The following is a 13,952-nucleotide window of genomic DNA, read 5'->3' on the forward strand; positions in this document are numbered from 1 at the left end:
TTTATTTTTACTGTTTTTTTATCCAGTAATTTTCTTTGCACATTTCTCACACTATGTAATACTTGCCCCACTTGGTTATACATAGAGCAAAAACGATGGATAAAATAGAAGTTCGCGGTGCCCGAACCCATAACCTCAAAGACATTAATCTTACAATCCCTCGCGATAAACTGATTGTCATTACTGGACTAAGTGGCTCCGGTAAATCCTCTCTCGCTTTCGATACATTGTATGCAGAAGGCCAACGACGCTACGTAGAGTCTCTCTCTGCCTACGCTCGTCAGTTTTTGTCTCTGATGGAAAAACCCGATGTCGACCATATTGAAGGGTTATCACCTGCGATTTCTATTGAACAGAAGTCTACTTCTCATAACCCGCGTTCAACCGTCGGTACAATTACCGAAGTCTACGACTACTTGCGTCTGTTGTATGCTCGTGTAGGCGAACCACGCTGTCCAACGCACCATGCCCCTCTTGCCGCACAAACCATCAGTCAAATGGTGGACAAAGTTCTAGAGATGCCAGAAGGCAGCAAAATGATGCTGTTGGCACCCATTGTCAAAGAGCGTAAAGGTGAGCATGTTAAAACGCTTGAGAACCTGGCAGCTCAGGGCTTTATTCGTGCGCGTATTGATGGAGAAACTTGCGATCTATCTGATCCTCCAACGCTAGAGCTACATAAAAAGCACACCATTGAAGTCGTGGTCGACCGCTTTAAAGTTCGTCCCGATCTCCAACAGCGCTTGGCCGAATCTTTCGAGACAACACTCGAATTATCAGGCGGAATTGCGGTTGTCGCGCCAATGGATGGCGACGGTGAAGAGATTATTTTCTCCGCTAACTTCGCTTGTCCACAATGTGGTTACAGCATGCAAGAGTTAGAGCCGCGACTTTTCTCATTCAACAACCCTGCTGGTGCATGTGGCACTTGTGATGGCTTGGGTGTTCAACAATACTTCGATCCAAGCCGAGTCATTCAAGATGATTCATTAAGCTTGGCACAAGGTGCGATTCGCGGTTGGGATCAAAAGAACTATTACTACTTCCAAATGCTCACCTCATTGGCTGATCATTATGGTTTTGATCTCCATGCGCCTTTTAATTCTCTGCCAAAGAAAACGCAAGATGTCATTCTAAAGGGCTCAGGTCGTACTGAGATTGAGTTTAAATACATCAACGATCGTGGCGATATTCGCGTTAAGCGCCATCCATTCGAAGGTATTCTGAATACCCTAGAACGTCGCTATCGTGATACAGAATCCAACTCTGTCCGTGAAGAGCTTGCGAAATACATCTCCACTAAATCTTGTTCAAGCTGTGGCGGTACTCGTCTACGCCTTGAAGCACGTAACGTGTTTATTGCTGATACGACACTACCTGAGATTGTTGAACTCAGCATTGCTGATGCATTGGAATTCTTCCATTCCTTGAAACTGGAAGGTCAACGCGCCCAAATCGCTGAAAAAGTGATGAAGGAAATCAACGACCGCCTGCAATTCTTAGTTAACGTCGGTTTGAACTACCTAAACTTATCACGCAGTGCAGAAACCTTATCAGGCGGTGAAGCTCAACGTATTCGTTTAGCAAGCCAAATTGGGGCGGGTCTTGTTGGTGTGATGTATGTTCTGGACGAACCGTCGATTGGTCTCCACCAGCGTGATAATGAACGCTTATTAAAAACACTCACTCATTTGCGCGATTTAGGTAATACCGTACTTGTGGTAGAACACGATGAAGATGCGATTCGCTGTGCGGATCATGTCATAGATATCGGTCCTGGTGCTGGCGTACATGGTGGTAATGTTGTTGCGGAAGGCACCATGGAAGATATAGTCGCGAATCCGAATTCTCTGACAGGTCAGTACTTAAGTGGTGTTAAAGAAATCGCAGTACCGAAAGATCGCACGCCGCGAGATCCGAAAAAAACGGTTGAGCTCTTAGGCGCAACAGGTAATAACCTTAAGAACGTTAACCTCTCTATTCCTGTTGGGTTATTCAGCTGTATTACAGGGGTATCTGGCTCAGGTAAATCAACGCTGATTAATGATACTTTCTTTAAAATTGCTCACACCCAACTCAACGGAGCAACAACGGCTCAACCTTCACCTTATAAATCGATTAAAGGCCTAGAGCACTTCGACAAGGTTATCGATATCGATCAAAGCCCAATTGGTCGTACACCTCGCTCTAACCCAGCGACCTATACGGGAATCTTTACCCCAATCCGTGAACTGTTTGCAGGCACACAAGAGTCGCGTTCTCGCGGTTACAAGCCTGGACGTTTTAGCTTTAACGTACGCGGTGGTCGTTGTGAGGCCTGTCAGGGTGATGGTGTCATTAAAGTTGAAATGCATTTCCTACCAGATGTTTATGTGCCATGTGATGTATGTAAAGGTAAGCGCTACAACCGTGAAACACTTGAAGTACGTTACAAAGGCAAAACCATTGATGAAGTGCTAGAAATGACGGTCGAAGACGCCCGAACGTTCTTTGAACCCGTACCTGCTATAGCACGTAAGCTACAGACTCTAATGGATGTTGGCTTGTCTTACATTCGCCTCGGTCAAGCGGCAACGACACTCTCCGGTGGTGAAGCTCAGCGTGTGAAACTAGCGAGAGAGCTATCCAAGCGTGATACAGGAAAAACCTTGTACATTTTGGATGAACCAACAACCGGCCTGCACTTCCATGATATCCAGCAGTTGCTCACTGTATTGCACAGACTTCGCGACCACGGAAATACTGTCGTGGTGATCGAGCATAACCTAGATGTCATTAAGACTGCGGACTGGATTATCGATCTAGGACCTGAAGGGGGACAGGGTGGAGGCGAGATAATCGCTCAAGGCACACCGGAAGATGTGTCGCAAATCGAGGGTTCGCACACAGCTCACTTCCTTAAGCCTATGTTGAAGTAGAAAAAACAGGTAAAGTACCGAGACCAGCAAGTGCTGGTCTTTTTTCATTCAAAACAACGCAATAACTATGGCTACTATACATGTAAGTGGAACAAAGCTTTCTCCCGAAAAAGTACAGGTTCCCCTCAATCGCAAGTTTCTCATTGCCTTGGCAACACTATTTGTGTTGGCAATGCACTTTTTCATGCCCAACCCCGGCGGTTCGGGGCTTTCGCTTTCGTTCAATGCGACAACTTGGATTGCTTTTAGCTTTGCATTAGGCATTGGGTGCTACCAACTCGCGAATAATCGAGCGCTACGTTACTCAAAATTAACCATCGGCTTGTTCATTAGTGCTCTTATCATGACGGTGCCCATTCTGTACCCAAATGCGAATAGCAGTTTGGCAGCCAACAAGCTCATTGGTCTGTGGTGTGGCGTCCTGTTTTTTATTGTCTTACAACAATTTCATTTCAGTAATAAACATCGCCAACGCCTGTTATGGTTCATTGTCCTTGCGGTTGTTATCGAAGCCATTTTTGGTCTAACACAATATCTGTATCTCAAACCAGGCAATCCGTTTGGCTACGACACGATGGCCAATCGTCCTTATGGTATTTTCCAACAGCCTAATGTAATGGCCAGTTTTCTTGCGACAGGATTGGTGATTGCCAGCTATTTACTTGCACGTCAGCCCTACAAATACGACCGTAAGTTAAGCGATGTTTATCTTCTCTATGCCGTGCCAGTTTTAACCTTACCACTAATTGTGGCGTTGGCTTCACGCACTGGTTGGTTAGCCTCGGTCATCGCCGTTTTGTTGGTCATCCCATACATGTATCGCTTTGCGACCAAAAGGCGCTTTATCCGCTGGGTTACGTCGCTTGTCACTGGGCTCTTACTCTCAGTGGTTGTCATGCATCTTGCCTTTCCTGATGGAGGTGGGTTAGCCGCAGAAAAAGTAAACATGGAGTCTCCTCGAGCGTATACTTTTCCGCAAACATTAGACATGGTGATTGAAAAGCCTTTTACTGGCTATGGATATGGCAAGTTTGAATCTGAGTACATGCTGTATACGGCTCGTCAACATGCCCTAAATGAGAATTACCCAGCTGGTTTGCCAGCCATGGATCATCCGCATAACGAGCTACTTTACTGGGGAGTAGAAGGTGGTTTGCTGCCAATACTCGGCATCTTCTTAGCGATGGCACTGGTACTGTATCGAATCTATCAAGCCAAACGCGGAACTCGTCTTGCGTTGCTGGCCTTGTTTATACCTATCGTATTGCACTCACAACTGGAATACCCTTTCTACCACTCTCTCGTACATTGGTTGATCTTCGTTATCCTGCTGTACTGGGTCGATCAGCGCGTCTCTCGTTATCGACAAGTCGGCTTTAGTAATGTGACCAAAAGCTTGCTGCGAGTCTTTAGTTTGGTACTTCCCGTTACGTTTACGTTTTACATGGTAAGCGCATTGCATACGAACTATGTATTGACGAAGTTTGAGACCACTAGGCCAACTAACCCTGATATTCTGAATCAAGTCAGTAACCCTGTAGTTTGGAAAGACAGGTTTGATTGGGATGTCTATAGCACGTTTTTAAACATTGGGCTGTACCAACAAGACGCAACCTTGATTCAGCCTTATATCGATTGGTCGCTAAAAATCATCAAAGATAAGCCTCGCCCTGCATTTTATAATAATTTGATTTTGGCCTACCAAGGCTTAGATGACTCAAGTAAAGCGGAGCAAATCAGAGCTGAAGCGCAGTTTTTGTTCCCGAAGATTGATTTCAGTGACGTCAATTACCGACCACCTTCTCAAGCAATCTCTGCCTCACCAGCACCCACTTCAGGTGCAGAGTAATAAGTACAAAAAAGCGAAGGGATGACCTTCGCTTTTCTTTATCTCATTGCGGTATAGCTTTATTCAGTGAGTGACTCTTCTAATGCTTTTAAGCACAGCGCAACGTTTTCAGGTCGAGCGCCGTAACCCATTAAGCCAATACGCCACGCTTTACCGGCTAATGCCCCAAGGCCTGCTCCAATTTCTAGGTTATAGGTTTCTAGCAAGTGAGCACGAACTTTTGCTTCATCAATTCCTTCAGGCACGTAAATCGCGTTTAATTGCGGCAAACGATGGGCTTCGTCCACAACAAATTTAAAACCTAGCTTTTGTAGGCCATTTTTGAGTTTTTCATGCATCAGTTGATGACGAGCCCAAGCGTTTTCTAATCCTTCATTTTTCAGTATCAATAAAGCTTCATGAAGCGCATACAAGCTATTAACTGGCGCCGTATGATGGTAACTACGCTTACCTTCTCCACTCCAATACCCCAAAACTAAACTCTGATCGAGGAACCAACTCTGTACTGGTGTTGTTCTTGCTTGAATCTTTTCAATCGCGGCAGGAGAAAACGTCACTGGTGAGAGCCCTGGTACACATGACAAACATTTTTGACTGCCAGAGTAAACCGCATCCAGTTGCCATTCATCCACTTTTAACGGTACACCACCAAGTGACGTCACCGCATCAACAATAGATAATGCATTATGCTGTTTCGCCAGCTTACCCAATGCTTGAGCATCACTGACTGCACCAGTTGAGGTTTCGGCATGCACAAAAGCAAGAATTTTTGTATCTGGGTGCTGTTCGAGTGCTTGCTCGACTTTATCAATGGAAACAGGCGTCCCCCATTCATCATCGACGATAACAACTTCACCACCAGCACGAACGACATTTTCACGCATGCGTTCACCAAACACACCGTTACGGCAGACGATCACTTTATCGCCTTTCTCGATCAAGTTTACAAAGCAGGTTTCCATCCCTGCACTACCTGGCGCTGAAACCGCAATAGTGAACTCATTGTCAGTTTGAAAGGCATACTTCAATAGCTGCTTGAGCTCATCCATCATACCGATAAACAGAGGATCAAGGTGACCTACAGTAGGACGACTTAGTGCTTGTAACACTTGAGGATAAATATCAGAAGGACCAGGTCCCATTAAAATACGGTGAGGTGGAATAAAGCTTTGGATCGACATGTCAGCTCCTTGATTATCTTTTATCCTGAGCATTCTAAAAGTTCTATTCAATAACATGGCTCAGGTGTAGGGTTCTTCACCCTAATAGATTTTTCCTCTATCAGCAATTAGCCGTAAGTATGGAGGTCAAACCAGTGTCACAAAATCGTTAATAAAAAACACCATAAAGGTTGAAATATTGATTGACATTAAGGCCTCAAAACCGTTCAATGTTTGAGCTTTATGTAGAAGAGGAGCGCTACCCAGGTAGATGATTTGTGGAACCGCAATTCCAACACCAATCATTGAGGGGGAGTAGTGCCGAGGTAAGTCAACGTTGCAGGATTTGACTTGTCGGTTGAATTGGGCTGAATCCCATCAACTGTCATCAGCGCAGTCTGATGAAGGGCTTCTGAGGGTAAATTTTTCAAATAGCATTCTAAATACCTCTCTTTTTGCTCTGTTCCTTTTCTCACTAAACATTGGATGTACAATTTTTTAGGAAGTCGTGGGAGAACGCAGTGAGCGCATTTAACGTAGCTAAATTCGGTGGAACCAGTGTTGCCAACTTTGAGGCAATGAGTCGTTGTGCCACCATTATCGAAAACAATCCAAATACTCGCCTGGTCGTGAGCAGCGCTTGCTCTGGCGTCACCAACCTGTTGGTAGAACTCGCCAATGGTGTACAGGATCAAACGCACCGTACTGAACTGCTGCAAAATCTGGCCAATATTCATGACGCTATTTTAACTCAGCTCGAAGACAGCACGAAAACTGCTGCCGAGGTGTATGGCATATTAGATACCGTAACCAGCCTGGCCGAGGCTGCATCTATCCAAGCTAGTGCGAAGTTAACCGATCATTTAGTCGCATGTGGTGAACTCATGTCGACGCACATTCTAACTCAGTTAATGTGTGAGCGAGGCATTCAAGCAGTGCGCTTTGATATCCGCGATGTGCTGCGTACTGATGACAACTTTGGTCGCGCGGAGCCAAACATTGAAGCAATTTCGACGCTTGCGCAAGATAAACTCGTACCACTTTGCCAACAATCCGTTGTTGTTACTCAAGGCTTCATAGGATCTGACGAAGCAGGTAATACAACAACACTAGGTCGAGGAGGCAGCGATTACAGCGCCGCCTTAATTGCTGAGAGCGTCAAAGCGGCAGGGTTAGAAATCTGGACTGATGTACCGGGCATCTACACAACAGACCCGCGAATTGCGCCAAAAGCCTCACCAATTCCCGAGATCAGCTTTAGTGAAGCTTCAGAAATGGCTAACTTTGGCGCTAAAATCCTTCACCCTTCTACGCTAGTACCCGCATTGCGCCACGACATTCCGGTATTTGTAGGGTCATCGAAAGAGCCAGAAAAAGGAGGAACTTGGATTCGCCACCAAGTCGAAAGCTCACCGTTGTTCCGTGCGCTAGCTTTGCGTTGTAACCAAACCATGGTAACGCTACGCAGCGCCAACATGTTCCACGCATACGGCTTCTTAGCAAAGGTCTTTGAGATCCTTGCAAAGCATAAGATCTCTGTCGATTTGATCACGACATCTGAAATCAGTGTATCGTTAACACTTGATCAAACCGATACATCCGGCGGCGCGCCGCAGCTGCCGCAAGCTGTACGAGAAGAGTTAGAAGAGTTATGTAAGGTAGAAGTTGAACATGACCTATGCCTCGTTGCTCTCATTGGTAACAACATGAGTGAGAGTAAAGGCTACGCGAAACAGGTTTTTGGCACGCTAGAAGACTTTAACCTACGCATGATTTGTTATGGTGCTAGCCCTCACAACTTATGCTTCTTGCTCCATGAGTCGGTATCGAAACAAGCCATACAAAAACTTCACACCGAGTTGTTTGAGAAGTAAGTTCAACTCAATAAAACAAAGGGCTGCGTATCTGCAGCCCTTTGTTGTGTCAATAGTTGTTACGTTTGAACGAGGTAAACATCAATTTAACCGTTAATGTTTGGCCCTAACCATTTTTCAGCCTCGATCCTATCCCACCCCTTACGATCAGCGTAGCTCTCTAGCTGATCTTCTTGGATCTGTGCGATCGCAAAGTAACGTGAGTCAGGATGAGAGAAATACCAACCAGAGACTGACGCGCCCGGATACATTGCATAGCTGGAGGTTAGAGTCATGCCAATATTCTCTTCCACATTAAGTAGCTCCCAAAGCGGTCCTTTTTCAGTATGCTCAGGGCATGCTGGATAACCCGGCGCAGGGCGAATACCTTGGTATTTTTCACGAATGAGATCATTGTTAGATAAATCTTCATCCGCAGCATAACCCCAAATTTCTTTACGGACACGCTCATGCAAATACTCAGCAAACGCTTCGGCTAGGCGATCCGCCACCGCTTGAATCATAATTGCGTTGTAATCATCTCCCTGTGCTTTGTATTCATCAGCAAGCTCTCGTTCACCAATACCACCAGTGACAGCAAATGCCCCTATCCAATCATGTTTACCCGACTCTTTAGGTGCGATGTAGTCAGACAAACAATAGTTGAACCCTTTTGGTTTCTCAGTCTGTTGACGCAAGTTACGCAGTACTTTCACAACGTCGGTACGAGTTTCATCAGCATAAACTTCAATGTCGTCCCCCACGCTCGCAGCAGGGAATAAGCCACACATTCCACGCGCTTTTAACAGGCCTTCTCGCTCAACTCGGTCAAGTAACTCGTTGGCATCTTCGAATAAACGTTTTGCTTCTTCACCGACTTCTTCATGTTGGAAAATTGTTGGATACTTACCTACAAGTGACCAAGTCATAAAGAATGGTGTCCAATCGATGTATTGACGTAATATAGCAACATCAAAATCATCGAAGATATGAATACCAGGCTTAACAGGCACTGGAGGGGTGTAAGTTTCCCAATCGATCGCAACTTTATTCGCTCGAGCCGCTTCTAATGTCACTGGTTTGGTTCTCGGTTTCTTTCGATTATGTTGATCACGTACTCGTTCGTAATCAGCTTCAAGTTTTTCAACAAATTCAGGGCGACGTTCATCTGACAATAGAGAAGTACATACGCCCACCGCACGTGAGGCGTTATTCACGTAAACAACTGGATGCTTGTAATTTTGCTCAATCTTTACTGCTGTATGGGCTTTTGACGTTGTTGCGCCACCGATGAGAAGAGGTAAGTTAAAGTCGAGACGCTCCATTTCTTTTGCAACATGCACCATTTCGTCTAATGAAGGCGTGATCAACCCTGACAAACCAATAATATCGACGTTCTCTTCTTGCGCTACTTTTAAGATCTTTTCGCAAGGAACCATGACACCAAGATCGATAATTTCGTAGTTATTGCACTGCAATACAACGCCAACGATATTTTTCCCGATATCATGTACATCACCTTTGACCGTCGCTAGCAAAATCTTACCGTTTGTTTGTCCCACCTGCTTTTCTGCATTGATGTAGGGCTCCAGATGCGCGACTGCTTGCTTCATCACTCGTGCAGATTTTACGACTTGAGGAAGGAACATTTTACCTTCACCAAACAGGTCTCCGACGACGTTCATCCCATCCATTAGTGGACCTTCAATCACCTCTAATGGCTTTGAAGCGTTGACACGAGCCTCTTCGGTATCATCAACGATGAACTCAGTTATTCCTTTCACTAACGCGTGCTCTAAACGCTTTTCAACAGGCCAAGTTCTCCACTCAAGTGCAGAGGCATCCTCCTCTTTACCTACCCCTTTGCCTGCGTATTCCGCTGCGATATCTAACAATCTCTCAGTGGCGTCATCACGACGGTTAAGAACGACATCTTCCACAGCCTCACGCAATTTTTCAGGCACGTTATCGTAGATTTCTAACTGACCCGCATTCACAATCCCCATATCCATACCATTTTTAAAACAGTGGTAGAGGAACACCGCGTGAATCGCTTCACGCACATAGTTATTACCGCGGAATGAGAAGGAAACGTTAGAAACACCACCCGAGATCATCGCGTGTGGTAAATCACGTTTGATATCGCCAACGGCTTCAATGAAATCCACCGCGTAGTTATTATGCTCATCGATACCCGTAGCAATGGCAAAAATGTTGGGGTCAAAGATGATGTCTTCTGGTGGAAAGCCCACTTCATCAACGAGAATTCGGTAAGCGTTGGTACAAATTTCTACTTTGCGCTCACGTGTATCTGCTTGTCCAATCTCATCAAACGCCATCACAATCACAGCCGCACCGTAACGGCGGATCAACTTAGCTTGTTCAACGAACTTCTCTTTACCTTCCTTGAGTGAGATCGAATTAACAATACCTTTGCCTTGGATACACTTAAGACCGGCTTCAATAACTTCCCATTTGGAAGAGTCGACCATGATTGGTACTTTTGAGATTTCAGGTTCTGACGCACAAAGGTTTAAAAAGCGAACCATACAAGCTTGTGCATCCAACATGCCTTCATCCATGTTGATATCGATAATTTGAGCGCCATTTTCAACTTGTTGACGAGCCACATCGAGCGCTTCATCGTACAGCTCTTCTTTAATCAAGCGTTTAAAACGCGCAGAACCGGTTACATTAGTACGCTCACCGACATTGATAAATAAAGAGTCTTTATCAATCGCGAGCGGCTCTAAGCCAGACAAGCGACAAGCAACGGGAAGATCAGGTAATTTACGAGGGGCGATATTTTCAACCGCGAGTGCCATTTGGCGAATGTGCTCAGGAGTTGTACCACAACACCCACCAATTAAGTTTAAAAAGCCACTTTGAGCCCACTCTTTAACATGCTTAGCCATATCTTCTGGCGACAAATCGTATTCGCCGAATGCATTCGGAAGCCCAGCATTTGGGTGAGCGGAAACAAAAGATTCTGATATACGCGAGAGCTCTTCAACATAAGGACGAAGCTCATCTGGGCCCAGCGCACAGTTCAAACCAAACGAAATCGGTTTAACATGACGTAATGAGTTGTAAAACGCTTCTGTGGTTTGACCGGATAATGTCCGACCGGAAGCATCGGTAATAGTCCCCGAGATCATCACAGGTAACTCAATACCCATCTCTTCAAACACACTTTCAACAGCAAATGAACAAGCCTTAGCGTTAAGAGTATCGAAGATGGTCTCGATAAGAATAAGGTCAGAACCACCTTTAATCAGCGCTCGAGTCGATTCAGAGTAAGCCTCAACTAACTCGTCGAAAGAAACATTTCGATATCCGGGGTCATTTACATCAGGAGAAATAGAACAAGTGCGGTTCGTCGGCCCTAAAACCCCTGCGACATAACGCGGTTTATCGGGTGTTTTTGCGGTCCATTCGTCTGCAACTTCACGTGCAAGCTTGGCAGCAGCAAAGTTAATTTCTTCACTTAGGCTTTCCATCTCGTAGTCAGCCATCGCAATGGTTGTTGCGTTAAACGTGTTGGTTTCGAGAATATCTGCACCCGCTTCTAAATATGCAGCGTGAATTTCCTTGATAAGTTGAGGCTGACTTAGAACCAACAGGTCGTTGTTACCTTTTAGATCACAATGCCAATCCGCAAAGCGCGTTCCTCGATAGTCTTGCTCTTCAAGTTTGTATCCCTGAATCATGGTTCCCATACCACCATCAATCAAAAGAATACGTTGCTTCAATTGAGCTTCAATCTGTTGTCTTACGTTACTTCCCACAGTACAGCCTCATTCCTTTAGTTATCTTTCCATCCTATCACACAAACTTCAGGAGTCTAGACGTCTAAACGTGGAATTAATGATTATTTTATCTCCTTCTTAACTTACAAAATAATCGCGAAAAAATGTTTGCTATTTAAGCAGCATCAGTCGAGAATCCCATTCATAAAATGTTACAAATAGAGAGCTCTATGTCGGTCTATCATACTTTATGTTTTCTATCCGCAGCTGCGATGCTAATTGCTTTTGTAAACAGCAAGATAGGAAAGATGCAAACCACCATTGCGATTACCGCTGGTTCAATGGTGCTTTCACTTCTAATCTTAATTGCGGGCCAAAACAACTGGTTCCATCTCACCGAAATTGCGACGGAGACGGTCACAAGGATCAACTTCGAAGATTTCTTGCTCAAAGGCATTCTTGGCTTCTTACTATTTGCGGGTGGATTAGGCATCAAACTCCCGAACCTTAAAGATCAAAAGTGGGAGATCACTGTTTTAGCCCTTGGAGCCACCCTGTTTTCCACTTTCTTTATCGGGTTTGCGCTCTACGGATTCTGTCAGTTAATTGGCATCCAATTTGATTTAGTCTACTGCTTACTTTTCGGTGCACTTATATCGCCAACTGACCCAATCGCTGTACTGGCTATAGTTAAAAAGCTCGATGCTCCCAAACGTATCTCCACCCAGATTGAAGGAGAGTCGCTCTTCAATGACGGCTTCGGTTTGGTTATCTTTGTCACTCTATTTACGATTGCATTTGGTACTGAGGCACCAACTGTAGGTAGTGTCACCTTACTCTTCATCCAAGAAGCTATCGGTGGTATCACTTATGGTTTCGTACTCGGTTTGCTATTCCACTACTTAATCAGTGCCACCGACGATCACTCAATGGAATTGTTACTTACCATTGGTGTCCCAACGGCAGGTTACGCATTTGCTGAATACATCCATGTATCAGGCCCACTCGCGATGGTTGTATCCGGTATTATGATTGGCAACTGGACACGCTTTATTGGCTTTTCAAAAGAGAGTGAAGATCACCTTGACCATTTTTGGGAGCTTGTTGATGAGTTTTTGAATGGCGTGTTATTCCTACTGATCGGTATGTCAATGCTGCTATTTGAATTCCACAAAGAAGACTGGATCATGATGGCTATATCAGTCCCTCTTGTACTAGCAGCTCGCTATCTAAGCGTATTTCTCTCGTACATTGGCTTTAAACGTTACAGAAAATATAATCCATGGTCAGTGCGTATTTTGACGTGGGGCGGTTTACGCGGAGGCCTGGCACTAGCGATGGCACTTTCTATTCCATCAGGTATTTGGGTGATTCAAGATAAGTTAATCGATGTAAAAGAGATTATTCTTGTAATGACCTACTCCGTCGTTGTTTTCTCTATCCTCATTCAAGGCTCAACAATCACCCCAATGATTGAAAAAGCAAAAGATGAAGAGAAGAAAATGGAAGAGAACAACCAAGCAATAACCACTCCGGAGCATACGGAGCCAGTGGACTCTTAAAGACACGTAACTTAATAGATGAAAAAGCAGCTATCTAGCTGCTTTTTTCATATCTAATCTTCGGACTCCCCTTCAAGAACAAAACGCTTGTTACTCTTTGATATACAGTTAAATATCCGAATAATCGTCACACTACGGTTTCATACATACTAACTATTGCCGATAGATAGTATCCATAGAGGGAGTCTTTTAGTTTAAGCATTTTCATCATCACTTCTCTTCCTTTGGCAATACAGGCTCCCTGTAAACACCACAGCTAAACTTCCACAACACTTAACAATGAGCGACTTTGTATTTGTATAGAGAAAGAAGCATTGAGGATGATTGCGAGATCACTCCCCCAAACGGGCTTGAAATCCCACCAAACTAAAGTCTGAGCTAGCACTCAGGTTGTTCAAGCCCTTAGCAGAAGTTTAGAGTCCTCATACTTGATCTCAGCGACACTGAACTTATATTCAAAGTTGTTCTGTTTTCGAGATAGAAACAAAGCGACACCTCGAACGACTAAGTTCTGTCACATAGCTAGATATTTCTAATATGTTATAGAGGAATCTTTGGTAAGCACGTGCTGGTACTCAAAACGAGAGCTCGAGACTGGCATCAACTAGTTCATGACAGGGCTTAGAAAGCATAGCGAAGAGGGAAGCCTGCCTCTCGATGCAAGGTTTCAATATGGAAATGAGGTTAAGGTAAGTCGGGTAACCAAAACGAAAAAAGCCCCAGTCTTTCGACTGAGGCTTAATATAAGTGGCGGAGTGGACGGGACTCGAACCCGCGACCCCCGGCGTGACAGGCCGGTATTCTAACCAACTGAACTACCACTCCGCAGTGGTATCACTCGCTTTAATAAGCAAGTGTCCA

At 44.8% G+C, this 13,952-nt stretch carries 6 protein-coding genes, 1 tRNA gene and 1 riboswitch; of the genes, 4 read left to right on the top strand and 3 right to left on the bottom strand.

From position 1 onward, the window contains the following. Nucleotides 1-95 precede the first annotated feature (95 nt). Both uvrA and D8S93_RS19990 read left to right on the top strand, forming a co-directional pair. Nucleotides 96-2,918, top strand: coding sequence for an excinuclease ABC subunit UvrA (gene uvrA / locus D8S93_RS19985; RefSeq protein WP_152815049.1), 2,823 nt, complete (start codon nt 96-98; stop codon nt 2,916-2,918). Nucleotides 2,919-2,985: 67 nt separating this feature from the next. Beyond that, on the top strand, nt 2,986-4,767 hold the full coding sequence (locus D8S93_RS19990) for a PglL family O-oligosaccharyltransferase (RefSeq protein ID WP_152815052.1): 1,782 nt from the start codon (nt 2,986-2,988) through the stop codon (nt 4,765-4,767). A gap of 59 nt (nt 4,768-4,826) precedes the next feature. Here the strand turns inward: D8S93_RS19990 and D8S93_RS19995 are convergent, their stop codons facing one another. Further along, nucleotides 4,827-5,948: a pyridoxal-phosphate-dependent aminotransferase family protein gene (locus tag D8S93_RS19995; RefSeq protein WP_152815055.1), complete on the bottom strand. Its 1,122-nt coding sequence runs from the start codon at nt 5,946-5,948 to the stop codon at nt 4,827-4,829. Between the two features lie 220 nt (nt 5,949-6,168). Continuing rightward, a riboswitch (Lysine riboswitch) is annotated at nt 6,169-6,347 on the top strand. Between the two features lie 101 nt (nt 6,348-6,448). Between D8S93_RS19995 and lysC the strand changes: the two genes are divergently transcribed. Beyond that, a complete protein-coding gene (gene lysC, locus D8S93_RS20005) occupies nt 6,449-7,801 on the top strand; it encodes a lysine-sensitive aspartokinase 3 (protein WP_042523508.1) in 1,353 nt (450 codons plus the stop codon). Nucleotides 7,802-7,887: 86 nt separating this feature from the next. Here the strand turns inward: lysC and metH are convergent, their stop codons facing one another. Further along, nucleotides 7,888-11,568: a methionine synthase gene (gene metH, locus D8S93_RS20010; protein ID WP_319803053.1), complete on the bottom strand. Its 3,681-nt coding sequence runs from the start codon at nt 11,566-11,568 to the stop codon at nt 7,888-7,890. Nucleotides 11,569-11,759: 191 nt separating this feature from the next. Here metH and D8S93_RS20015 point away from each other — a divergent pair, with 191 nt between their 5' ends. Further along, the gene (locus D8S93_RS20015; protein ID WP_041852885.1) at nt 11,760-13,091 is read left to right on the top strand and encodes a cation:proton antiporter; all 1,332 of its coding nucleotides are present in this window, start codon (nt 11,760-11,762) and stop codon (nt 13,089-13,091) included. Nucleotides 13,092-13,839: 748 nt separating this feature from the next. On the opposite strand, the gene D8S93_RS20020 is transcribed toward D8S93_RS20015, so the two are convergent. Continuing rightward, nucleotides 13,840-13,916 (bottom strand) — tRNA-Asp (locus D8S93_RS20020). Nucleotides 13,917-13,952: the final 36 nt, after the last annotated feature.

The organism is Vibrio sp. VGrn 2 (assembly GCF_009361695.1).
Classification (GTDB): Bacteria; Pseudomonadota; Gammaproteobacteria; order Enterobacterales; family Vibrionaceae; genus Vibrio; species Vibrio diabolicus.

Coding starts and splice junctions, on each gene's coding strand:
- D8S93_RS19995 (WP_152815055.1), bottom strand. CDS start 5,948: ATGTCGATCCAAAGCTTTATTCCACCTCACCGTATTTTAATGGGACCT.
- D8S93_RS20015 (WP_041852885.1), top strand. CDS start 11,760: ATGTCGGTCTATCATACTTTATGTTTTCTATCCGCAGCTGCGATGCTA.
- uvrA (WP_152815049.1), top strand. CDS start 96: ATGGATAAAATAGAAGTTCGCGGTGCCCGAACCCATAACCTCAAAGAC.
- D8S93_RS19990 (WP_152815052.1), top strand. CDS start 2,986: ATGGCTACTATACATGTAAGTGGAACAAAGCTTTCTCCCGAAAAAGTA.